Origin of the sequence: Alteromonas sp. KS69 (genome assembly GCF_003989595.1) — a bacterium.
In the GTDB taxonomy this organism is placed as follows: Bacteria; Pseudomonadota; Gammaproteobacteria; order Enterobacterales; family Alteromonadaceae; genus Alteromonas; species Alteromonas naphthalenivorans.
In genome coordinates this window covers 56,858-81,379 of sequence record NZ_PYHU01000003.1, presented here as the reverse complement: position 1 = coordinate 81,379, position 24,522 = coordinate 56,858, and the positions used below count along the sequence as shown (strand labels likewise).

22 protein-coding genes are annotated in these 24,522 nt (G+C 42.4%); 8 read left to right on the top strand and 14 right to left on the bottom strand.

What is annotated here, in order from left to right:
• Window positions 1-21 precede the first annotated feature (21 nt).
• Window positions 22-2,406 (bottom strand): peptidase U32 family protein, encoded by a 2,385-nt coding sequence (locus C7Y69_RS01795; protein WP_013783111.1) that lies wholly within the window; start codon window positions 2,404-2,406, stop codon window positions 22-24.
• 108 nt (window positions 2,407-2,514) lie between these two features.
• On the opposite strand from C7Y69_RS01795, the gene C7Y69_RS01790 reads away from it, so the two are divergent.
• Window positions 2,515-3,282 (top strand): glutathione S-transferase, encoded by a 768-nt coding sequence (locus C7Y69_RS01790; protein WP_013783110.1) that lies wholly within the window; start codon window positions 2,515-2,517, stop codon window positions 3,280-3,282.
• A 66-nt stretch (window positions 3,283-3,348) separates the two neighbouring features.
• On the opposite strand, the gene C7Y69_RS01785 is transcribed toward C7Y69_RS01790, so the two are convergent.
• The 12 genes from C7Y69_RS01785 to C7Y69_RS01730 form a co-directional block, all read right to left on the bottom strand.
• A complete protein-coding gene (locus C7Y69_RS01785; RefSeq protein ID WP_126871593.1) occupies window positions 3,349-4,242 on the bottom strand; it encodes a hypothetical protein in 894 nt (297 codons plus the stop codon).
• Between the two features lie 221 nt (window positions 4,243-4,463).
• On the bottom strand, window positions 4,464-4,958 hold the full coding sequence (locus C7Y69_RS01780; RefSeq protein ID WP_013783108.1) for a hypothetical protein: 495 nt from the start codon (window positions 4,956-4,958) through the stop codon (window positions 4,464-4,466).
• 15 nt (window positions 4,959-4,973) lie between these two features.
• The gene (locus C7Y69_RS01775) at window positions 4,974-6,023 is read right to left on the bottom strand and encodes a YHYH protein (RefSeq protein WP_126871592.1); all 1,050 of its coding nucleotides are present in this window, start codon (window positions 6,021-6,023) and stop codon (window positions 4,974-4,976) included.
• Between the two features lie 206 nt (window positions 6,024-6,229).
• Window positions 6,230-7,906 (bottom strand): peptidoglycan-binding domain-containing protein, encoded by a 1,677-nt coding sequence (locus tag C7Y69_RS01770; RefSeq protein ID WP_126871591.1) that lies wholly within the window; start codon window positions 7,904-7,906, stop codon window positions 6,230-6,232.
• 2 nt (window positions 7,907-7,908) lie between these two features.
• Window positions 7,909-8,259, bottom strand: a complete 351-nt coding sequence (locus C7Y69_RS01765; protein ID WP_126871590.1) for a hypothetical protein — start codon at window positions 8,257-8,259, stop codon at window positions 7,909-7,911.
• Window positions 8,260-8,276: 17 nt separating this feature from the next.
• The gene (locus tag C7Y69_RS01760) at window positions 8,277-8,576 is read right to left on the bottom strand and encodes a hypothetical protein (RefSeq protein WP_126871589.1); all 300 of its coding nucleotides are present in this window, start codon (window positions 8,574-8,576) and stop codon (window positions 8,277-8,279) included.
• Window positions 8,576-9,391, bottom strand: a complete 816-nt coding sequence (locus C7Y69_RS01755; RefSeq protein ID WP_185864119.1) for a glycoside hydrolase family protein — start codon at window positions 9,389-9,391, stop codon at window positions 8,576-8,578. Before C7Y69_RS01755 ends, C7Y69_RS01760 begins: the two co-directional genes overlap by 1 nt.
• Before the next feature lie 282 nt (window positions 9,392-9,673).
• Window positions 9,674-11,155 (bottom strand): sucrose phosphorylase, encoded by a 1,482-nt coding sequence (gene gtfA, locus C7Y69_RS01750; protein WP_126871587.1) that lies wholly within the window; start codon window positions 11,153-11,155, stop codon window positions 9,674-9,676.
• Window positions 11,156-11,287: 132 nt separating this feature from the next.
• Window positions 11,288-12,508 (bottom strand): sugar MFS transporter, encoded by a 1,221-nt coding sequence (locus C7Y69_RS01745; RefSeq protein ID WP_244361101.1) that lies wholly within the window; start codon window positions 12,506-12,508, stop codon window positions 11,288-11,290.
• Window positions 12,509-12,708: 200 nt separating this feature from the next.
• The gene (locus tag C7Y69_RS01740; RefSeq protein WP_013783099.1) at window positions 12,709-15,249 is read right to left on the bottom strand and encodes a TonB-dependent receptor; all 2,541 of its coding nucleotides are present in this window, start codon (window positions 15,247-15,249) and stop codon (window positions 12,709-12,711) included.
• 761 nt (window positions 15,250-16,010) lie between these two features.
• A complete protein-coding gene (locus tag C7Y69_RS01735; RefSeq protein ID WP_013783098.1) occupies window positions 16,011-16,532 on the bottom strand; it encodes a RidA family protein in 522 nt (173 codons plus the stop codon).
• Window positions 16,533-16,544: 12 nt separating this feature from the next.
• Entirely contained in the window at window positions 16,545-17,876 is a 1,332-nt protein-coding gene (locus C7Y69_RS01730) for an aminotransferase class V-fold PLP-dependent enzyme (protein ID WP_013783097.1), read from the bottom strand.
• A gap of 331 nt (window positions 17,877-18,207) precedes the next feature.
• Here C7Y69_RS01730 and C7Y69_RS01725 point away from each other — a divergent pair, with 331 nt between their 5' ends.
• A complete protein-coding gene (locus C7Y69_RS01725) occupies window positions 18,208-18,672 on the top strand; it encodes a hypothetical protein (protein ID WP_013783096.1) in 465 nt (154 codons plus the stop codon).
• A gap of 76 nt (window positions 18,673-18,748) precedes the next feature.
• Here the strand turns inward: C7Y69_RS01725 and C7Y69_RS01720 are convergent, their stop codons facing one another.
• Window positions 18,749-19,522 (bottom strand): SDR family NAD(P)-dependent oxidoreductase, encoded by a 774-nt coding sequence (locus tag C7Y69_RS01720; protein WP_013783095.1) that lies wholly within the window; start codon window positions 19,520-19,522, stop codon window positions 18,749-18,751.
• Between the two features lie 107 nt (window positions 19,523-19,629).
• Between C7Y69_RS01720 and C7Y69_RS01715 the strand changes: the two genes are divergently transcribed.
• The 6 genes from C7Y69_RS01715 (at window position 19,630) to C7Y69_RS21755 (ending at window position 24,511) form a co-directional block, all read left to right on the top strand.
• Window positions 19,630-19,971 carry a winged helix-turn-helix transcriptional regulator gene (locus C7Y69_RS01715; RefSeq protein ID WP_013783094.1) on the top strand — a complete coding sequence of 114 codons (342 nt, stop codon included), beginning with the start codon at window positions 19,630-19,632 and terminating at the stop codon, window positions 19,969-19,971.
• A gap of 215 nt (window positions 19,972-20,186) precedes the next feature.
• Window positions 20,187-20,579 carry a BlaI/MecI/CopY family transcriptional regulator gene (locus tag C7Y69_RS01710; RefSeq protein WP_013783093.1) on the top strand — a complete coding sequence of 131 codons (393 nt, stop codon included), beginning with the start codon at window positions 20,187-20,189 and terminating at the stop codon, window positions 20,577-20,579.
• Window positions 20,572-21,795 (top strand): TonB family protein, encoded by a 1,224-nt coding sequence (locus C7Y69_RS01705; RefSeq protein ID WP_013783092.1) that lies wholly within the window; start codon window positions 20,572-20,574, stop codon window positions 21,793-21,795. Before C7Y69_RS01710 ends, C7Y69_RS01705 begins: the two co-directional genes overlap by 8 nt.
• Window positions 21,796-22,158: 363 nt before the next feature.
• Window positions 22,159-22,425: a DksA/TraR family C4-type zinc finger protein gene (locus tag C7Y69_RS01700; RefSeq protein ID WP_013783091.1), complete on the top strand. Its 267-nt coding sequence runs from the start codon at window positions 22,159-22,161 to the stop codon at window positions 22,423-22,425.
• Window positions 22,426-23,116: 691 nt separating this feature from the next.
• On the top strand, window positions 23,117-24,319 hold the full coding sequence (locus C7Y69_RS01695; protein ID WP_013783090.1) for a hypothetical protein: 1,203 nt from the start codon (window positions 23,117-23,119) through the stop codon (window positions 24,317-24,319).
• A 57-nt stretch (window positions 24,320-24,376) separates the two neighbouring features.
• Window positions 24,377-24,511, top strand: a complete 135-nt coding sequence (locus C7Y69_RS21755; RefSeq protein WP_013783089.1) for a hypothetical protein — start codon at window positions 24,377-24,379, stop codon at window positions 24,509-24,511.
• Window positions 24,512-24,522 lie beyond the last annotated feature (11 nt).

Below are 24,522 nucleotides of genomic sequence, written 5' to 3'. Positions count from 1 at the left end.
CTTACACAGGTATGCGCTAGCCTACAATCCTGCGTGGTACTGGCTTACTGTTGACGCTGGCACCATACTATTTAGCGTGTCTTCAACTTGTTTATCACCGGCTAATAGCTGTTCGAATTGGCGAATTAGCGCTACCTTGTCTGGCGATACTTTGTCTCCCGCACCAATGTTGGTTAAATCAATCATGAAGCCGTCGAACAAGTCAGATAAATCGTTCATTACTTCCATATTTAAAAACTGGTCTTCGTTATAAATACTCGGATAACCGGCTTTTTGCTTATCGATGGCGAACGACATACCTTTCATATTAGTAATGCTGGTTGATTTGTCACAAGAGAGCATACACCCGTTATCGATACGCGGCTTCTCGCAACCTACACTTTGCTGGAAAAAACACTGACGGCTGGTCATCAACAAAATAGGGTGATAAATACTGTAAAACAGTTTGAAGTTTTCAGGCCGTGCAATGTTCTTCATTTGCATGCGGTTTAGCTCGTTTGAAATAAACGCACCGTGACAATCGAAATCTTCTTTCATGGCCATTAAAGCATACGAGTTAGTGGTATTTAAGAAAGGCCCTGCAATCCACTTGATACCCAGTTCATTCGCTTTAAAAGCAATACCGGTATTGTTGGTTATAATTAATGGCGGCATGACTTGTTCAAGAATGTTCACTGCCACATCGTAGTCTTTGCCAATAAGTACTGCAGGAAACCACGGAATTAAGCGGGGGTTGTCTTGTAAAAAGCCTATATATTTAGTGCAATTACGCTTGTAAGCATCTGGCAACTTAAAGTAGATATCAGCATCCGTCTCATCAGCTAAATGCACGTCTGCCTCATCACAGATTAGCAACGAAAGCGCGGGCTGTTTATCGGCTTCGCTTTTAGGGTAACTCGTGAGTTTTGGTAATATCACTTCAGGTATTAACGACTGTTCACCGTTAAGCTGCTTCATGGCTTCGTTTTTAAGCGCCGTTACATCGCGAAACGGCAAACTAAGGCCTGTACCTAATTGTGTGACATCAAGGTCGGCGATGCCATATTCGCCTGTGCCTAAACTTCTAAAACGCTTCTCTAACAAGGTTTCGTCTAGCGCGTTTTTCTCGCTTTTAGACAACACACCTTCAGAACGTAGCGTAATGGTTTTAGGAGCAATGGTGTTGATACTGTCCTTACCAGACTCGCCTTGAACATCTTCAGTATTAGAAGAGTTGCCTGCTGCTAACCCATGGGATTTGATAGTCAGGGTTAAGCAACTTCCCTCTTCACCTGAAAACACTAGTGTTGTAGGTATTTTATCAATAGATAAGTATTGAATTTTCTCTCTTACCAAGTCGTGTAGCTCGTTCTTTTCTTGATAAAGAGTTTGCTTCACTTCTTGTATTTGCACCACTGAAATACGATTAACGTCTTTCGCCGACGCATCATTTGCGCTTTCCGTTTGAACCGCTTTTTCAATGGCATGATTTTTTGAGTTATCACGTGGATTATCAATAAACATCGATTGATTCAAATCGCCACGTAAGAACGCGTTAGAAAAGTCTCGGTTGAAAACCTTATAAAGGCGTTCGCCGTCTTCTAACAATTCGCCTGTTTCTAAAAAGCCATCTATCTGCTTTCTAAAACTATCAATAACGGTATGAACGTAACTTGCGCCTTTTATCCGCCCTTCTACTTTAAAAGAATACACGCCAGCTTCTATCAATGCAGGCAGGTCGAAAAAGGCTGAATTGTCTTTAATATTTAGCGGAAAATTATGCCCCGATTCGGTGGTTTCATATTCTTCGCGGCAAGCCTGACTGCAGCGGCCTCGGTTACCCGAGTTTCCGGCACTCGCAGAGGTTGAATAACATAGCCCTGAGAACGCCACACATAAAGACCCATGCACAAACACCTCGGTTAGCACGTCGTGTTCGCGGCTTACTTTGGTAATGGCAGTAATTTCCCGCAGGTTTAATTCTCTCGACAAATTAACCCGTGAAGCCCCTAGTTTTTTAAGGAAAGGGATTTGACCGATGTTATGCGTGGTCATTTGGGTAGAAGCATGAATATCAAGCGTAGGAAAATGCTTTTTGATAAGATTGAACATGCCAATATCTTGCACAATCACGCCATCAAGCGTGGTATTTACCAACTTGCTTAGTAGCTTTGCAAGAGTGGGAAATTCTTTTTCAAGAATAACGATATTCAACGTTAAAAAGATTTCGCAGTCGTATTGGTGCGCCAAGCGAATAACGCCCACCAGCGCATCAAATGAAATATTAGACGCACGATTTCGCGCATTAAAATTATCTAACCCGCAGTACACCGCATTGGCGCCTGCAATAATGGCGGCTTTAATCGCATCAACATCGCCACCTGGGGCTAATAATTCAATTTTCGGATTCGTGTGAGTACTGTTCATGTAGATGCTATATTGTGGGAAACTTTATGCCGAGGATTTTACCTGCATATTTGCCCAATGAATATCATAACGGCAGATTAATCGCGGTAAATGGAGATAAAACACCCAATGCCACCGTCAAAGCCACCTGCTACGCTACAACCTAATCACAAAAACGCACCTGCAATTGCACAAAAATATGAACCTATACGTGGGCAGCGCCCCATACTTTATTCTTTACGTAATTGCCCTTATGCCATGCGCGGAAGAATTGGTTTGTTTAAAGCGGCGCAAGACGTTGAAGTGCGTGAAGTGGTATTAAGCAATAAGCCCGATGCCATGATTGAAGCGTCTGCCAAAGGTACGGTGCCCACTCTCGTATTGCCAAATTCAGATGGCACTAATACCGTGATAGATGAAAGTTTGGATGTGATGCTGTGGGCACTGCATCAAAACGATCCAGAAGACCTACTGCATCAGCAAGACCCCAACGCTCTGCCCGCCATGCTGGCATTAATTAAAATATTCGATGACGAATTCAAAACACAGTTAAATGCTTACAAAGCTGCTAAACGTTATCACGAAAATAATGTCACCGAGTGCAGGCAAGCCTGTGAAGTATACCTGCAAGATTTAGAAGCGCGTTTAGGTGCTAATAGCATTGAAGGAAGTGCTCAACAAGGCCTCGAAGATGCACAATCGAAGCGGTTTATTTTTGGCACAAAAGAAAGCCTAGCAGATATCGCCCTACTGCCCTTTATTCGCCAATTTTCTAAAGTTGAACGAAAATGGTATCGAGAATCGCCCTACCCTAACCTAAAGCAGTGGCTAAACAGTTATATACAAAGTGTTATGTTTAATAAAGTAATGACGCAGTATGAGCTGTGGAAGCCATAAGCGAAGTACAAAAAAAGGCTGTTCTATTGTTGTAGAACAGCCTTTTAAATAGATTTTTCAGTCTGTCTATTTGGTATTAATTTTAAACTTACCATCTCGCATGAAAGTAGCAAATGCGCCATTGGGATCTGACATCATCATCATAGGTACAACTGAAAAAGGTTCATCACTATCACGGTAAAGAGTGACCTCCTCGCCTTCAAGTAGCGCAAGCATTCCTTCCAATATCATTTGTCTTGGTTCCTCAGCTTGCTCCAGCGCTAATTTTAACTCTTCTATCGCTTCATCACGTAAATTATCGCCGTCTTTTTCAGCAGTAGCTTGAGAAGCAAATAGTCTATCTACTAATCCATCATCTGCTAACGAAAACTCAAACGCGCCAATTTCAATGGCGGCCATTAAATGCTGTGCCATTAACTCGGGGGCTGTTGATATCGGTGCTTTAGTGAAAAGATCGGTTGAAAGTGAAACGCGACCAGCATCTTCTACATCGAAAGAAAGCTCTTTAATACGATATTCGTTGTCTTCTTCATTTACTTCAAAGGAAAAACGTTGATCTAGCGTTTTTCCTTCTTTCATCAGCATGTGAACCAGAATCTCTTGAATATCGTCAGGCGTATCATCAACACCCTGGCCTTTAAATTCTAAAAAAGAAACTCCCGAAAAATGCACTTCACCTTCTGTGGTATTTTCCAACTCGGCTTCAAAGCCCGAAAGCGCTATGTTATCGACCAGAATATCTCCCTGTCTGGCATCACCAATGCGAATATCGTCAATGGACACATCACCAAAAATAGTCGCACTTACATGGCCGTAAGAAACCTGGGTGGTAGCAGGGAGGTCGGCGATCATTTCATCTACTGCGTCTTTGGCTTTTGAGGAAGCATAAACATTTCCTCCTACATAACAAACGCCAAGTGCAACTAAAACGCCTACAACAAGCTTTGTGTTTTTACTCATTTACGTGTCCTTTCTTTTACACTATCCCGAATTTCACACAATCAAATTTCGCTTAATCAAATATCACGCCATTTACACCCCACAGAAACCGAATCTGCAAGATGGAAGATGCAATATGAATAAGTACATCAAACTGACTGCTAAAATCGATGCTATAAGGCCATGGTAACGAATTTTAACGAAAAGTTATGCCCAATTTTTATAGCCGCGCTTCAATCAGTTCAACGTATAGGGATAGTTGCCGTAAAATTGTTCGACTTATTTAAAATAAATGACTGTTTATTTGCAGCCCATGGCGTAACAATTAGCTTAGTGGTGTGACGGTAGATATCTTTTACTGCGCCGTTAGTAAGCACAACTTGCTTGGCGCTTTTGGGAAGCTTGATTTGGGTAAAAACAACCGACGTTTCGTGCCCAAGAGATACCGTACCTTCACCAAGTGGAATAGATTTAAGTTCTGCGTTGATACTCAACGTGGCGCTAATATGGTTAAGAAGCTGCTCGTTAAATTCCTCTGGAGTAGTGTAAGGGGTTTTGGAGAAGTGCAAACGCACTTCTTTTCTAAAAGCATCTAATGATGAGGTTATGGCTAAGCGCCACGTATGGTTTTCTGTTTCTGTTAACCTAACAACAGAATAATCGAATCCGTGGGCATGAACGCTAATTGACCACCATAACAAGGTGATAAATAACACCGACTGTTTAACTACATTCATAATATACCTGCTGGATTACTCTGCCCACGCGCCATAAAAGCAATCTAAGAACTCATTACTTTCTAGCGACAATACGTGGTAATGGTAGCCACGTGTGTCATCGTTGTGCCCCCGGCATTCATCCATATCTTCTGCTTCATTACCGTTGTCATCTAACTTTGCGTACAAACCAAAACCATCAAGGGCATAGCCAATCATTGCCGCGTGACCGTCCGATTGCTCAATACGTGTAGTCATTCCGGTATCACCATGATAGTGATAACCCAAGCTGTTGTTCACGTGCCCACCTGCATCATCTACCGGCGCAATTTGATACCCAGCTAGAATAATATCGATGTCGGCGGGATGATCGAATCTAACACCATTGAATGCCAAGCCCCTTACTGAAGGTCCGTATTCAACGCCAGCCACTTCTAACGTAGGGCCATCGCTTAGCTCAACCGGTTCGTCTTGCTTAATGGGTGTAATAGGAATGAGGTAGGTCACTTGTGTACTTACCCACTCAGGCAAACACTGAGCACACATGTTCGTATATTTATCTTCAATATTAGGATCTGCACCCTCGGCGCACTCCTCGGCGGTTTCCATACGGCGCACTGTGCCGTCATCTTCATACATCTTAAAGCCGGGGTCATCATAATAGGTGGCCAAGTTTTCAATAAAAGCGCCATCTAGGTCATTTATTTCACCTTTATCAAACCAAAGCCCGCCCTCTTCAGCCGTATCGTAAATTGTCTCTGGGCACCAGGGGCCCATATCGTGCTCTTCTGCCGTGTGCTTCGATGTTATTTCGTAGCACAACGTTTGCGTACCATTCACCAAGGTACAAGATACGGTATCGATGCTGACGTTTTCTCCAGTAAGAAACAAAGTCGCATCCACATCCAATCCTGCATTCTCATCTTGCGCGTCGTCATCAGAGCTATCGTCACTGGCTGAACTATCATCAGAGCCTTCACTTGCACTACTGTCGGTGACTTCAGTACTTGAATCGCTTGAACCGCCACAGGCAGTTAAAAACAAAGATAGTGAAATAAAAGCAATTTTGAGCAGATTGTTATTCACGTTAATTCCTTTGTAAAATATAGGGCATAAATTCAATTTACCGCCGCATATCTATAACCAGCTAGGTAAACAAGTACTTAGCCGGCACAGGGGCAGATTCAGGCAATAAATAATGACTGGGCAACTACCTTACTAAATTAGAAAGGGAAACAATGTGGAGAAAAAGTGGAAGTTAAAAACAGGCGAGTAAAAGACAATATATGATATTAAGAGATACGGGTTTTAAATAAAGACTTTCGATGTGTAACGTCAAGTTCATACTTCTCAACAAGGCTTATTTGCTGGTTTATTGCCTTAATAGCGTTAGCAACATTTGCCAATGAAAGCAGGGCTAAAAGCCATCCAACGGGTGAAGAGACTGTTCTTACTATTCGCTGCGCTATACGCAACAGATGACCAACAATCGTCAGTCCTGCAGCATAGAGTTTGGCTTGGAAACCATACTGGGTTCTATCAAAACTAATTTGGTGGGGCAGCGCTTTTGAGTCTATGCAGCAAAACTGATCAAAGTCATTATCATGAGCAAAGCACGTTTTAGAGGGTGCCCCATAATGAAATGCATGACCTTTTAAATACGACATGCCTGAATAAACAATATCGAACGCTTTCACCACACTCAAGTAACATGTGCGTGCTTTTTTACTAATGTAACGTGCAATATTCGCAATCACTTCCTTTGTTTTTTCAAGCACGCGCTTTACTGCACCAAAAAGCCAACTTACCATTCGCTTTAATCCGTCGAAAATACCATTGGCTAGTTTGTTAAATTGCGTTCTTAACGCATTTTGCTTACTTTTACTTTGCCATAATTGGCTTACCGAAGCATTTAAGCTTTCATTGTCGCTATCAGTCACTTCAATACTGGTGGAAAGTGCGGAGAATGCCGCCATTAAAGCAGCATTTAGAGGCTGTCTATTGTCGCTTCTTTCATCATATATTTTATCATTTTCATTATCACTTAGGCGCACCACAGGGTAGTCAGAATAAAACTGCCTAACCGCGAGTTGAGTTTTAGATACACTCGCAAAGGTGCGTTTTTTGAATCTTCTGGTAGCCCTTCTAATCGTCTGTTCTTTCCCCGGTGAGATATCATAACCGAGCAACCAAAGCTCTACTCTGGCTATCGCTTCTATAGTGTTAGGATACGCAGTAAATGCTGGTGCAAAGTGTGTATTGTCGCCTAACCTAGCAACGATATTATCGTATTCAAACATGGCATTGAGTAAATTTATATCCAATCCGGAGCACGCGTTTTTCACTAATTTTAGCTGTTTGGCAAACACACAAAACTGGTCAATCGCATTTTGAAAGTCGGCATTTTCGCTAGGGTTGATAATAGTTTTGGTGTGAATACGATGTTTATCCCAATCGGTGAAAAAGCCGAGCGTGTACAAGCGGCAGTACACCGCTCGCATCACGGTTTTGTTTTGTAGTACCTCACCTTTTAATAACCAAATGTGGTGTTGATTTTCCTGTGTTGATTGCTGCCATAAGCTTCTCCATTTCTCGCTAGCAGCTTTTCGCCAAACAGTCCCCCATAGTGCAGGGCTTTGCTGATTTTCAAAACTTACTAGGCACTCCAAAACCCGCCATGTAAGCTTTCCGGCCCAACCGTCTTGGGTAATACCAGCATCATGTTGAAACTGCTTTATTTTTTTAATCAGTATGCGGTCAGTCTGCGGGTTATGTCGATTTGCGAATTTATGCCCTTCTCCTAAGTAACCAAGCTCAATTAAACGGGCTCTTATGGCGCGAATATAGGCAGAAGAATCTGTCTTGTTAGGGTTATCGGAAGCTAACGTTGCGTTGGGCAAATAATGCTTAGATACCGAAGCATCAAGCCCTCTTCCTAACTTGTCGATTATGCCAAACTTGTCGTCCATCACTACAAATCCGCAATTTCCCCTACGATAGATCTCACGAACTCAATAGATGCGGCTCGAGATTCAGCACCCGCGAGCACCAAATCAGCATGAGCAAGTCGCTGCTCTTCGGTGATATCCTTATCGTAGAAAGCAACAATGTCACCATCAATACTGGTTTGAGTACTAGCGAGTACCTTAACCGCCACGGTGGCGTTTCCCATTGCAGACGACATCACGGCATCAAATTTTAACGGCGCGGTATCCGTCGCGTTCAATGTGACTGAGCCTTGAAATGTCACCACATCAAGCTTAGACAAATCACCAATCCCGTCAGCCATGGTTTGCATTGCGTCTTTGAACTTTCCCATCATAAAATTCCTTCTATAAATTAATAAAAAAGTAGCTTTATTGCCTTAACAAAGTTTGTATTGAACAGCGCGTTAAACAAAGGCAAAGCGGTACCCTGATTTGCTGGTATAGATACGGGTAAAGATGCTGGTATCACTGGGCTTTCTTCCGTTTCCTGTGAAAATGGATAAGTCGCCAAATGTTTAAAGTCATGCTGATTGTCGATTTCCAATCTGCCTTGGTAGATTTCAACCCGAAACTCTCCCCTTTCAGCAAAACGCTGATGTGCTCGGGTGTAGGCTTCGTACCGTAAATGTAAATCGTGCTGAAGCGTTTTCATTACGCAACCCTTACTAGGTCGCCAGCGATATACTTTCTATCTGAATGCCTGACTAGGTTAGCTTCATCGTCTCGCCGGTGTAATAAACCATCGAGCCCTCTGCCCTGCCACAATCGCTTCATCTTCGTAATTTGCTGCGCAATGCCAATATAATCTTTGCTTGCCACCAAAGGCTTTATGGCAGCCATTTCTCGTCGTGAATCCCCTTTTAGGCTCCCACCACGGTTATATACTAACGATACCAAGGCAGCTTGAGCATCAGCATTCAAGTACTCGACACCAGGGAAAGTAGATTTTGTTTTTTGTGCATATTTCGGCAGTGATGAGTGCACAAATACATGCTTCGCGGCATCGAAGGGCACAGTGACAGAACGTAAAGAGGAGACATGAATTTTAGCCGCTTGCCCCTTCAGGCCACATACTCGGGTAAGTTTCACCATATCAAAGGTACTAAGGAGAGACTGCCAGTCTGATTGAAATTGACTCTTACTCGCGTAACCTAAATCGTAGCCAATACCGATTGTTATCCCAGACTCACCTTTAGGCCATGTTGGACGGGTAAGCCGTTTCTCATAATATTGCTTTGAACTGATCTCATGTTGCACTATGAGGTTTATCCCCTTTTGTGAAAGCGTAAGGCTTATTTCATCTGAGCTGGCTGGCGTTGTTGTTGAAGTAACTTGGGTTAGGCGCTCTGCGATGGGAAGTAACCGCTTTTCAAGGGCTGAAAGGGTTTCCCCACCAAGTACACCATCAGGTGACACACCTAAGTGTTGTTGAATTCGTTTTAGTCGCTCTGAAGTGGTGAAGTGCATTGGGTTGTGTCCATGCAACCTTGAAACATACTTCATTTCGATGGTTATTATTTAAACTGGTTAAATATTAACTTAACATTATTTGTACAAAATACAACCAATTCAGTTTCAGTTTTGTGTGTTATATGAAGAGAGTGATAAACGTAGCGTTAAAAGGATTGGGCTATGCAATTATTTATGAAGGTAACAAGCTGAATTTAATAATGAATAATCGGTAGTGACTTCGATTAAATAAAAGAAGTCACTACCGTTTTTTTGTTTTTGTTCGGGCTAGAACAAGGGCTATGCCGTAAGTTTCGCTAAAGATAGGGTGGATTTAAGTCCACCTTCTAGCAATGTGATAGTTGCATCAAGCGTGTTCATTTCTATCCGTAATTCGGCGCGGTCTTCACCTAAAGTCCAGACTAATAACAAAGTACCTGCATCTTCAGTAACAGAGAAATCACCGTTAAACGCATTCGTATTGTTACGAATATGAATCAATTCAATTAGGCCTTTTACCTCTGGCTTAGCGAGAGCTTCATCAATATCGCTTTCACTTAAATAAGGTCTATTGATATCACGCCCCACATTGGTTTTCGCAAGTAGCTCCATGTCGTTAGTCGCCCCTAGCATCCCAGCATAATACACTTGTGGTACCCCTGGACTGAAAAACTGTATCGCACGCGCAAGCAAGTATTTATAATCGTCTTTTCCTAGCGCATCATAATAAGTGCAGTTAATTTGATACAGGTCGACATTACTTGCCGCATCCCCAGTGGCCTTTCTCGACTCGCCATTCGAGTTAACATGAATGGTTTCTACCAAATTATCGATTTGCGAGTTAGTTAAAAGCCCTGGCTTATCACCGCTGGCTCCTACATCAACAATACCAATTCCATCATGGGTATCTAGTACGGTGAAGCAATTGCGAGGGGAAATAGACAACCAATGCGCCAAGGCAGATGCGTCTTTGCTAAATAGGGTGTGCAACACCAATGGTGGAAGCGCAAAGTCATAAACGCTGTCACAACGAGACGCAATAGCAATTTGAGTTTCATAATGACTGTGAATTTCAACCAAGCTTTGAATGCCCATCGCGTGTGCACGCTTGCTTAATGCCTCAATAAACTCAAAGGTTTCTTCTAACATAAAACAGTTAGTGCCAGCGCGTTTAATGGCATAACCTGCTGCATCTAAACGAATTAAATCGACATTACTTTGTGTAAAAGCTTCTAGGATTGATTCTAGGTATGCTTTACCCAAATCAGACTCAACATCAATATCGATTTGATTGGCGGTGAACGTTGTCCAAAAAGGCACAACCTCTTTGTTATCTAGCTCATACTCAGAGAAAAATGGCGTAGGGCGAGGCCTAAATACCTTTCCAATATTGGCAATATTAGCCGCATCATCTTCGCTAAATACAGATTGTTTTGTTAAAAATAGCGGCCAGTATTGTGATTCACGGCCGTGTTTAATTACATCTAAAAATGGCTCACTTTGCGCAGACATGTGATTCACTATTAGGTCTGCCATAATATTCATCGACTCGCCAATCTGCTTCACATCGGCCCAGCTGCCCAAGCGCGAATCAACGGTCGTGTGATCGATAGGATCAAAACCTGCATCTTCACCATCGAAGGGGTAATAGAAAGGTAAAATATGAACGCCTGTAAATAGCCCTTTCAACGTGGTGCTTAGCAGCGTGTTGAGGCCTGTCATATTTCCCTTACCTAAACGGTCTGCATAGGTAATAAGTTGAACGCCATTGCGTAAAGGCATGAAAACTCTCCAATTAACGGGGGTGCGCCTTATTAAAAAGCAAAAATGCACCGAAGATTTGCAGTGTTTCCTATAGCAACAAGAAGCACTGCATTGATTTAATGTAAATAGTGGAACTTGATAATGCTCTGGCTAGGTGTGTTGAGGCACTCCATATTCTCTTTTCTCAATCATGGCGAGACGCTCTCGCGTTGGCTGAGCAATAGCGTTGTAAAGTAAGCCTAGGAATAACAAAATAGAAAAGCCCGTGGCTACGACAAATCCATACTTGGCATCGCCGCCATTGGCATCACTTACCACACCCATAATAAAAGGCCCAGCCGCAGCACCCGCCGCAGTAAAGAATAAAATAACCCCCGCCACTGAACCGTGCTGTCGCTTCTCGAAGCAGCTAATGCCTTTGGAATTAAAAGTAGGATAAATGACTGACATAAATATGCCGCTTAATGGAAAAAGGAAAACGGCTAGCGTTTGGCCTGCTATTAAGCCAACCACAAAACACATCATTATCATGAAACTAAATAACAGAAGCACTTTGGTCCACTCGAAGTGCTGCATCATCCAAATACCAACAAACCGACCTACCGCGCGCAACGCGAAAAATACGGAAACGGCGTAAATGGCAAGTGTTTGGGTAGATTCATTGGCGTAGCAGCTGTAAATATCTGATGCCGAATTAGCGTCACAAATTAAGTAGCTTGGCATCCACACATAAATTGCACTTTCGGCCGCAACATAAAGAAACGCGCCGATTGAGAAACCTAGTGCGTAAGGGTCTTTTAGTAACTTTAAGCTATCGACAAGACTAGTAGGCTTTTCTTTTATCGCCTTGCTTTCTGGATATTCAACCATCAGTGCCATGCAAATGAGCACGGTGCATAAACCACCTGCAATCACGTATAGCCAAGTCCAATGAACACCCTGGGTAATCAGCCAGGCGACCAGAATTGGACCTATTATTGCGCCCACACCAAAGAATGCTTCAGCACCGTTCATGGTGCCAGTATGTTCTTTAGTTGAGCGTGAAATATCGCCGATTAAGGCAAGTGCAGCGGTTTTAAACACCCCAACAGCCAAGCCTGACAAAGTTACCAAACTTAGAATAAACGCAAAGGTACTGCCTACCATAAACAGATAACAAGATATCGCGAATAAAGCTAAGCCCAAGATAAGCGTTTTTTTGCGACCAAATTTGTCGGCCAAAAAGCCAAGAAATAGCCCAGAAAATGCAATACCAATCATGAACAAAGAGTGCATTAGACTCGCTTGCGTATTGGTCACTGCAAACTCAATTTTTACTTCTTTTATGATTTCGCCTACCGAGTCGGATGTCATCGCAAACATCATAAACATCAAATAGGTTAACCAGCGAATTAACCCGTAGTTATGCTCGCTCGTTTGGTTAGTAGACATGAAGATTTACCTTTGAAACTAAAGAAAGATAAAATGCATTGCTGCGGCGAATTATCTTATGTAGCGCTTGCAGCGAAATACCAGAACTATCACTTACGGCGCTTATTAAAAAGCGCCGCAGCGAATAGTTTTAACGACCATTAATAGAAGGCGTACTTCAATTGAATTGAAGACGTTCTTCCGCTAATCGGGCGAGCACGAATGATGTCGCCAGCTGATGCAGCACTTTCTTCAGACTCAGTAATAACAAACTCATCGGTGGCGTTGTTTACATTCAACGATACTGAGAATTGGTCAGATACATACCAAGTGGCAAATAAGTTAGCTACTACGTAAGCGTCTTGCTTAAGCTCGTTTGAGTCTTGAACATAGTACTCTGTTGAGCCTTGTAACGACGCACCAATACTGAAGTTTTCAAAGTCATACTGTGGAATAACCGTGTAGATGAAATCAGCTTGACGACGAGGAGTCTTACCTACTAATGCAGGATTGAACTTGTCTTCACTAATTTCTGCATCTGTCCACGTTGCATTTCCTGACATTGTGAAACCGTTACCAAAATCGTACTTACTTTCAAGTTCTAAACCTGTTGCTTCGTATTCACGAATAAAGGTTAAACCGCTTGTCACTTCAGCTTGAGTATCTTGGGTTACCGTATTGAACAACGTCGCGTTAAATTTGAAGTCTCGCGTACCGTACTTGACACCAAACTCTAACTGCTCTGTTTCGTCGAAACCACTCGTTGTGCTTGTTAAGCTGCCATCGGCATTAAGGGTACCAGCAATTTGAAGTAGTCTATCGGCGAGAGCCCGGCCACCTTCACTATAGCGACCAAAGAAAGTCACAGAATCGCTGTACAGGTATGAACCACCAAGTGAGAATGATGTGTTACTTGCTTCGTAATCAACAATTTGACTTGTTGCGTTAGCTCGGTTCAAACGAATTACACCACCACCGAAGCCAAAGCCATTTGATGCAGATGCATCTTCAGTATTACCTGAAATAACCCCATCACCATTAATGTCTACATCGGTATTACCGCCGCAACACGAGTTAATAAGTTCGCCATTCGCTTGCACTGTGTCACGACGTGCACTCACGTCAAACAACCAGTTATCACCTACTTCGAAGCCTACGTTAATGTACGGCGCCGTAGTGGTGTAGTTTAAATCCCATTCCCATGAAAGGAAGCTTGGAGCCCAAAGCCCCTGGTCAACAAGTGCAGTACCGTCGGCATCTTCAATATGAAGATACTGAGAGTTAGTACCGTCAACCGTTTGGATAAACGTATTCCAGCTGTTCCAGCTAATAGCGATATCTTGCTTAGAGTAGTAATAACCTGCGGTTAGCGTTACCCCATTGGCGTACTCTTTACGAAGACTCAAGTCGTTGATCATATTACCTAAATCATTGTAAGTCGTATCGAACAATAAATTAAGGAAAGCTAAGCCGTTGTACTCTTCACCGGCATTTGGACCATTCGCAAGCGTTACGCTGGTTGAATCACAGTTGAACGCATTACCATCACCGTCTAAGGCTGAAGCACAAATTGCGGTAGCCATACTGCTAGCAGACTGCGGTCCATAAGCTCCGAAAGTATCAGTGAATGGAGATACGAATCCACCGCCTACATCAGACGTTCTGAATTTGTTAAGCAGGTAAAGATCTTCTGCCACTTCCAAATCAGCTTCAAAGCCGAAAGAGGTCACCTCAGATTCAATACCGTCCGTTAGATCACGATTAACTGGGTTACCGAAAGAATCGAAAGTCGAAACATTGGTAGTGTAAGCAGAATGCAGTGTTTGGCTGCTTGCATCGAAGTTATCTACTGCGCCATAGCTGCCGTTACCTTTTACCAATACCGGAGCTGGTAAATAGGTCGTTACTCTGTCGTCTAAATGCTTGAAGTAAAAGCGTAAATGACCGTTTTCGAGTAGTTGAGTGAAGTTGATTTTTACTTGGCCACCTTGGTCGCCGTTATAGCCGGTGTCACGAACACCTTCACCACCGCGCGCAAAACCACCAATGTGGAAATAGAGGTCGTCGTTTACTTCACCGCCGTAAGCGAAGTCTAAACGAAACTCTTCGTAGTCAAGACCAAAGGATGTGCCGATTGCACCACCACCTTGTTCACCCGTTGCGCTGATCATGTTGATGACCCCACCCGGTGAGTTACTGGCAAATGTAGATGCTGAACCACCACGTACCGATTCCACCCGTTCTACAGACCAGTCATAACGTAAGAAGTTATCTGCGTTACCGAAGTTAATATCGCCGTACTCTAAAACGGGAAGGCCATCTTCATGAATTTGCATGAATTTAGAGCCGCCGGTAGCCAAAGGAATACCACGAATAGTGATGTTTGCGTTACCGCCACCGCCTGATGATTCGGCACGAATACCTGGCAGCGCACGGAACACCTCAGCCGTTGAGCGAGGTGCAAGCTTCATGACTTCTTCTTCATCAAACGAACTAACAGAGACACTTGCCTCTTGTGCGGAAACACCCGCGGGGCTGGCTGTTACCACGATCTGTTCATACGTTTCTTTTGCTTTCTTCTCTTGAGATGAATTCTCTTGAGATAAATTCTTTTGAACTAAAGAGTCCTGAGCTAAAGCAGCGCCATTCAGGCCTAATAACACTGCAATGCCCAATGCGCTTTTATTAAATGTTGTATGCATGGGTATTCTCCAAAGCTAAGCGAAATTCTCTTGCGCTCAGCTTTATAGAAAGAAGCGAAAGAGAACTAAAACCATAAATTAACAAACATTGACTTAATCGATTAAGCAAAAGATTACTAGAAAAATTGCATTATGTAAAATATTTGTTTAAAAAAATGACCAAATCCATTTCACCCTATTAGCAAACTAAAATTACAAATACATAAAAATCAGAACCTTATACAAAAAACTAACAAGATAAAAAAGTTCATTTTAATTTTAGTTTTTACCCACCATTAACTTAATCGTTTTAGACTAAGATTTAATTAACAATGTATAAACATAGTAAAAACTCAGATAATTCTTACTCTTAGGCATCAAGTTCGCCACATACTTCATAAAAATCAAGCGCAAGTCTTCGCAATTATCTCATTCAAAAATAGACCTTTCTTACTAAAAAGCGAATTGAGAGATCGGGGTTAGCCTTGCCAAGATTTTGGCATATTAGGCTCGGCGATGTTCCACATAAAAAGCTGAGCTCTGGGTCGTTATATTGTTGAGGGGTTAATACGTGAAGCCGGGCAAGCCGGCCATGTATTCTCTGTCTAGGTGAGAAATGGCGTAGCATGGATGTGTATTCTCTGTCTAGGTGAGAAATGGCGTAGCATGGATGTGTATGCACACAACACTGATCACCATCTTTAAAAAACTCTCAAATATTAGTGCCGCGTACATGCGAACTTAGATTTAGCCACTGTAGAGCTCTCCCTCAAGCTCCTCGTTTAACTCCCATTCAATTCAAGAACTGCGCTCACTTCAACCGCCATATTGCCCGGCAAGCTACTCATGCCAACGGCGGCTCTTGCTGCTTTACCATCATCACCAAACGCAGTGACAAAAATATCGGAAAAGCCATTTATCACGAGTGAATGCCCAGTGAAATCATCAGTGGCATTTACCATCCCCGTTATCTGTAGCACTTGTTTTACCGTGCTCAAATCGCCAGTGGCTTCTTTAATCGTTGCCAACGCGCATAGCCCCACCAATTGAGCAGCATCGTAACCCTGCTCTACCGATACGTCTTGCCCCAATTTGCCAAGTACACTCTTGCCTTCACAGGCCCCGTGACCCGATAAGTACAATATGTTTCCCGCACGTCGCCATGTTACGTAATTGGCTATCGGCTTCACTGGCGCTGGCAAAGTAAACCCCGCCGCTTTGAGGTTTTCCTCTGGCGAATTCGCGCTTGCAACTAAAGGCATTAATATTAATAAAGCTGCTGTCGATACTATAAATTTTTTCATCATTTTTCCTTTCTACAGGCTTTTTAAAGCGAGAATTAAGTGATTTATTTCTTCAGCTGAAATGAATATCTGCGGTGTAACTCGTATACAACAACCACTGGCTAGCCCTACTCTCAATACCGTAAATACGTTGAATTCATTTTCCAGTCTTTTCTTCAGCACCTTTGCGTCGTTTAACGACACTTTCTCTCTCATTCTAAATGCTCCCATTCCTGTGCTTGATGCGTCATCTTCGCCGCCCAACACTTCAATATTAGGCAGTTTTCTTGCTTCTTCTACCCACAAATTGCGCAAGTAACGCAACCTCGCTTCTTTATTGGCAGCCCCAATAGACTGATGAAAGTCGATAGCGGCAGGAATCGTTAAAACAGACGCAAAATTTGATGTGGCAGTATGAACCCGTTTGTGAGCCAACGTATTGGTAGGGTCGGTCTCACCGGGGTATGGAGATATTTTGCCTAACGTGCCCTTCTTCATATAAAGCGCTCCCACCCCCACTGGGCTGCCTATCCATTTGTGCAAGTTGAAGCCTGCCCAGTCCACATTTAAGTCGGTAATGTTAAAGTCGAGCAACCCCCACGATTGGGCACAATCACAAATAACATCTATACCACGGGCTTTTGCGGCTTTAGCGATATCAGCAACAGGCAATATGAGGCCGTGCTGATTACTCACATGAGTAAGCAGCATTAGCTTCAAATTAGGGTTTTCATCAAAGGCTTTCGTGTATACCTTGAGGATCTCTGCTTGATTGGTTTGCGCGGGCAACGTGACTTCCACAGGTTCGACGCTCTGCGTTTTAGCCAACCACCGCATGGTGTCTTTAAAGCTAGGATAATCGATGTCGGCAAATAATACGGTGTCGTTAGCATTAAAGTCGTTGTACTGACGCATTAAGTTATGAATCGATTCCGTCGCGTTACGAGTGATAACGACTTCATCATAATTAGCACCTAGCGCTTGTGCGATTTTGCCAGCGCTTAGCTTTAGGTCCTCAGAGAAATGCTTACGTGCATAAACGGAAAGTTGTGTATTCACCATTTTCGTTTTATCAACAAATACTTCCTGCACCTGCTTAGACATCTTTCCCCAGTAACCATGTTCTAAATTAACTATCCGCTGCGCTTTGTCATAATTCAGTGCAACTTGTGCCCAAAATGATTCATCTTTTGCCAGCAACTCGGGCGATATATTATTAGGTCTTGGGGGTAACTTAGCGGTGGTCGATGATGCAACTTTACTATTAGAATGAACCAATTTTGACGCCGCAAAGGTTCCTAACACCCCACCAATTAGGGTTTTTAACGCCCGCCTACGGTTTAAATACTCCGGCACTACACTCATGAAATCACGCTCACTACTAGGCCTACATTGAAAAGAAAAACATCGTATTTCACTAAATTTGAATCATAAGGAGTCTATCGCAGCCAATTGAAGCAATTGTTAAACCACATGATTTAATGGTGTGTATTTCTGTTGGCTACGCCTTGTGCATACCGCACCTCTAATTACCTTACTTGATGGGGCAAAATAACTTCGATACTCAGAACTGCTGCTTTGTTATTTTGTGTAAATTTCCAGCAAAAAAACGTAAAGCCTAAGGCACTTTTGCGGGAAGTTAATTAAGGTTTCAGATACTAAGCAATGATTGCACTGAATCAAAAAGGAGCGAGATATGAACAAATGGTTTTGGGGTGTATTGATTTTCTGCTTTATTGTAATCAATGAGATAACAGTAGATTGGTTACTCGCCATTACCATTGGCGGTTATGGTTTCGAAGCCAGCTTCGAGCATATCTTTCGATATTCCTCTCCTTTTGCTTACTTTGAATCGGCTCCCTTTCGGCTCATTCCTTACTTGCTACTTACTAGCCTAGCTGCTTTCCTTGGTGACTATTATTCTGTTCATGAAAAAATGGCATTTTGGGGAGCACTAATAGCAATAGCGCTTTTTCATTTTTGGGGATATTGGGGCTTAAATTACCCTTCCTATAATGGTGAGCGCCTATCATCGACAGCCGCATTGGCACTTCTTTTTATTCCCCTGCACGCTATTTGGGTTGGCTTACTTGCGGGTATAGTTACAGGGCTTTTATCGTTATTGTCCGCTAGTATTTTCAAGAAAATTCGCGGCGTTTAATGACAGTAAAACAGCCAATTAAACGCCTTCGAATAAGCGATCTTGCTAGCTACCAATTTGCAATGAAATAATCCGCTTAATTTCGCCCAGCGATAACACCGCCATCAACATCCCAAATCGCACCGGTTACCCAACTCGTTTGTTCTTGTAACAGGAAGACAATACTATTAGCGATATCATCAGGTGTTCCAATGCGACCTATTGGATGAAAACCGTTGAAGCCGGCTAGCGCATCATCAAGTTCAGATGGGTCAATAAACGACTCATAAATAGGCGTTTTAACTACCGCAGGCGATACTGCATTTACCCGTATATTATGCTCTGCTAGTTCCATAGCCATATGTTGCGTTAATGCATGCAAGCCTGCTTTTGCCATTGAATAGGCAGAAGACGGTGTTGCTTTTATTGCCTGTTTCGCCCACATAGAACCAATATGCACAATAGCGCCGCCGCCATGCTTAATCATATTATTCGCCACTGCCTGACTAATAAAAAAAGTAGCGCGATTTAAGCTTGCATAAGTATCGTAATCACTGCCCTCGTGAGATAAAAAGGGCTTAGGGTTAAAGTAGCCAGCAGCGTTCACTAGGTGCTGAATATGTCGATTTTCAGTGTTTATACTATGAATAACTCTGTCTATGTCTTGCTTAAGATATAAATTTGCTTGAATAATTTCTACCGTAGCGCCACCTTTCGATATCGCTTCTAAATCAGATTTAGCAGTAGCCAATTTGCTACCTTTATTACCTAAAATAACAACACTAATACCTTTAGCAATAAGTTGCTTGGCGGTGGCCAATCCCATTCCACTAGAGCCACCTACTATTAGTGCTATGTTTGAAGTATGCATAATTAATTACCTTGGTTATGTTAAACTGTGTGGCGAATTTAACGGTAATTAATAGGCTTAAAAAGTAAGTACTTATCGGTAAGGTAGGTACTTTTTGGTACATCTTAATGAAAACATTAGAGAAGAATTTTTCAAAAAAATTAGCACCAAGCAAAGCGGCTCAAATGGTAGAAACTATTTATGGCTGTAAATGGTCGCTTACCATTTACCAACTTCTGAATAATGGTATTAATCGCCCCGGCGAAATGGTGCGGTGCGTAGATGGCCTTACCACAAAAGTACTCAACCAATGTTTACGCAAAAATATCGAGTTTAATATTTTAGCCCGCGTTTCTTACAACGAAGTTCCGCCCCGAGTTGAGTACGAGGTCACTGAGTTTGGCAGAAAGTTTATGAGAGTACTGGATGAGCTAGACACCCTACAAAATGAAATAGATGGGCATGAATAGTTACTAGTTATCCCCTCTCGCCCTACCACTCACACTTTCCTGCTCCACTGATAGGCCACTCCCGTGACAGGCCAGCCTCCTTCCCTCCAGCACTGATTAAAAAAAACGCGATAAAAACTTGCGCTTTAGAATTACACATGTAATCTTTAATTAAGACTACACATGTAATCCATTTATAGAAAAGTCACTACCACATTGGTTAAAGCGAAATAATTATGAACACACCTAAAGCGCAGCCAGATATTAGCAATACCGAGTTTGAAGTATTAGACGTGATTTGGGACAGCAACCCGATTTCGTCTAACGAGGTCATTGAGCGCCTTAATCAACATAAACCGTGGCATGAAAAAACGGTGAAAACCTTGCTTGGACGCTTAGTAAAAAAGGGGGCTATCAGTTTTCACAAGCAGCAGCGCCAATACCTTTACTACCCCTTAATTGCCCGCGAAGAATATGTTCAAGAAGAAACCAGTAGCTTTTTAAGCCGACTCTTCAAAGGTAAAGTTGCGCCAATGATTGCAGGCTTTGCCAACCAAAACGAGTTATCTAAAGAAGATATCGATGAGCTTAAAGCGGTGATCAAGCAATGGGAGAAAAACAATGATTGAGTGGATGATTTCTCAGCAAACTATGTTAACCGTTGTTCTGGCGCTATTGATTCTTTGTGAGCGATTCCTCACTCCCCAACTAGGCACTACGTTTGTTTACAAAGCATGGTTACTACTTCCGGCTGCACTTGTGATGAACAACCTACCAATTGATTTGGTTTCTATTCCCGCTAATAGCATTAGCCGCTATTTAGTAGGTATTAACCCTAATGTATCCGGTGGGCAGTTTAATGTGCTGTTTTGGTTATGGGCAACGGGTGCTAGCGCAGTAGCGGCTTACATAGCGGCAAACCATATAAGTATATTAAGATCTATTGATAAAAAGCACCTTGTGCGAGCGCCTAGCGCAACGGTTCCGGTAACTTCAAATACATCACCTTCCCTTCGCGCTTATTATTCTGATAAAGCTTCTACGCCTATGCTCTTTGGCTTCTTGAAACCAGCCGTACTGCTGCCAAGTTACTTTAAGACCGCTTTTTCAAACTCCCAACAATCATTAATACTTGAACATGAAAGTGTCCATAACCAACACAAAGATAACCTATGGAATGCTATTGCGTTAGCGTTTGCGGTGCTTTTTTGGTTTAACCCCGTGCTCTGGATTGCGTTGAAATCGTTTCGTAGCAGTCAAGAATTAGCATGCGATAACGCAGTGCTCGCCAACAAATCACCAACCGAGAAACTCATTTATGCAAAAGCACTTGTATGTTGTGCCGAGCATAATTCACAAGCAGTAAACCTGTACCCAACCTTTGGAGAGAAAAATACAATGATTAAAAGATTAAACGCGATTAAAACCCCGCATAAAGGTAATAAATTACTTGCCGCTGGCACAGCTGCTATTTTTGCCTTAGTAACGGCCAACATGGCGTTAGCCAATGTGCCACTTCAAAATACTGAACACAAACAGTCGAAAGTTGACGAAGCAGCCCCGGTAGAATTTGTATCGCCTGAATACCCCAAATCGGCCGAAAAAGGAAATATTGAAGGTTTCGTCGTACTGCAGTTTGATATTACTAAAAACGGTAACACCGACAATGTCACTGTAGTTAATGCCACTCCCGAAGGTATATTTGATGAAAGTGCAAAAGCTGCGCTTGAGCAATGGAAATACAAACCAGCAATTAAAGGTGGTGTAGCCCGCAGGCAAACAGGTTTGTTAGTGCAGCTCGACTATAAACTTGACCAGCCATTAACGGCGGGCACTGATAAGTAAGCTTAAGCCAAAACAGTAAGAATACTAAAAGGAGCTCTTGCTCCTTTTAGTGTTTTCTTCAAACAAGGCTGTTTTGTTTTCGACCACTCTGTCTTAGACCATTCCATCATAGAACGAAGCAAATATTTCACTGCATTCAGTAAAGACTACGGGCACTCCGGGCTCCCTACATTACTTTACCTTTCTTCACCTACCTTAACCTTCTGTAACTATTACCAAAAATTCTTGAGGAAAGGCTCGGCACTGTTTTTGCTTCATTCTATCGTTAGCGCTAGTGATGAGTATCGATGCTGATTGGTTTTGATACCGATGGATTGGATATTATTTATTAGCAAGACCCACAAGCAACAATTGGGAGGAAACATGGCCGGTGGCTGGGCAAAAGACGGGGCAGTACAAGATCAGATAGATGCAAGCGTTGAAGATGCCGTGGCGCGTGCTAAAAACAGCATGTATCAGGGTGAAAGTGCAGAGTTCTGTGAAGAATGTGACGCTCGTATACCAGAACGAAGACGAGTAGCTGTGCTCGGTGTGCAGCTGTGTATAAACTGTCAAGCTAAATTGGAAAAGGCGACTAAGGTTGAATCGGCCTTTAATCGACGAGGAAGCAAAGATAGCCAGCTAAGGTAATTTCCCCTCCTGCTTCTTAAAGATTAACTATTGTTGATTTCACTTAATATTGCTAGCACCTATTCTATTCACTCCTCTATCGCAACAGCGGTGATATGGCACGTACCATTGTGCTCGAGCATTACTAAGCAATGTCTTCAATAGCAGCAAATTATAATCCACTTAACGCTATTTATGCGAAGTCAAATTACTGGAGCTCCAGGGTTTTTATTCGACATTAATAATTCGACACTTTTAAATAAATAACAACATCAAAAATAAGTAAAAAACTCCACCCCCCTTTTCTTTAAAAATAGCCGCCATGAAAATAGAACCACGATTTTAAATGTACTGACATGCATTTACATGTAATCAACTACAAGTATTTAGATATATTTAACAGTCCATTTATTAACATTTATTTCTTGCTACACCATCTCTATTAAATATAATTTCCAAGATATAATACTAAATGTAAATGTTACTTAATGCTTGGTAAGTATTGCATTAATTATTACATTTTCTTCATTTACTTAAGTTTAATTGATATTGAAGAATCGACGCACACCGCAGCCATTAAGGCACCTCTAATAAACTTCTAACGACTTCTGCTCTCTGGCTTAGTTATTGCCATTTTAATAGTGCGTTCAGTATTAGCACTACGATGGCAAGGTTTAAATACGCCGTCCTTCATTTATTAGAGGAATTCATTATGGAAAGAGAAATCGTTGGAACACCAAGCTCAACGGCCGCTAATTTTAGCCTTCCAATAGGGCATCGCATCAGTTGGGGCGCTATCATTGCTGGTATTATGTTAATGATTGCGTTGGGTTGGCTTATGCTCCTTTTGGGCTCTGCTATTGGCGTGGGTATCGCAGATGCTACAGACCTATCTGCAATGGGTAACGGATTAGGCATAGGGTCGATTATTTGGATATTAATAACCACTATTTTCTCTACGTTTGCAGGTGGTGTACTTGCTGCAAAAATGGCAGGAACTGCTGATGATAGAATAGGTGCCCTACACGGCCTAACTGTGTGGTCTGTAGGCACAGTACTTATTGTTATGTTAGGTGTTTCCGGTATCGGCAGTACGATGAACTCAATTGGTAGTGCATTAGGTAGTGCTAATAAAGCCAGCACTACAATTTTAAAATCAGGGTCTGGTAATGAAAGTATGTTGCCCGAATCAGTAAAAACCAGTATTGCCGCAGTGATGAAACGCCAAGCATCACAGGTTATCAGCGAAACAGGCACGGGCTCACAAAGCCCAAATCAGCAAGAAGTAAGTTCAGCTATTGAGTCTTTAAATGCTGAAGATACAGGTGCAATTACCAGTGCACTTATTTCAGGCGACACAGAAAAAGCCCGTAATGAATTAACGCAGCGAACTAGCTTATCAGATGACGAAATCGACTCGATTATCACCGGTGCTCAAGAAAAGGCTGAATCGTGGAGTAACTCAAGTGAATCTAACGAAGCTAAAAATTGGTTAGGCCAGAAAATGGCTGATATTGAAAGTTCGGTGAGCCAATCGGTAGGTGGCATGGCAGGTAGTGAAGTGTCTTCACAAGAAGTTAGCCAAGCATTGAAAGATTTAGATTCAGATACATTGGTTGAAGCGGGTCAGTATTTAATTACTGGTAAACCTGAGATGGCGAAAGATGTATTAGCCGTCAATACCAGCTTATCTGAACAAGAAATTGAAGCCATTGTTAGTGGCGCAGAAAAAGAAGCTAAGCAACTAGTATCAGAAGCAAAAGCTGAATTAAACAAAGTATCGGAAACGGTAGGTACTTATACCCAAGCGGTTCTATGGACAGCCTTTATCGCCTCTGCACTTGGCCTAATAGCCGGCTTAATCGGCGGTCACCTTGGTGCTGGCGCTGTACGTAAAGTTTATGCGGTAGCGTAACAAAAAGCGATATCACCGTTGCGTACACATTAAGTGAAAATAATTGAGGAAGATATTATGAGAATGGGTTTACTAAGTTTAGTCATTGTAGTGTTGATAGTAGCAGCGTTAGTTCAAAACGTAGCTATTGGTGGAATTGGCGGTTTACTTCTACTTGTGGTGCTGCTTCTTTTCCTAACTGGAAGACTATAGATACATGTTTT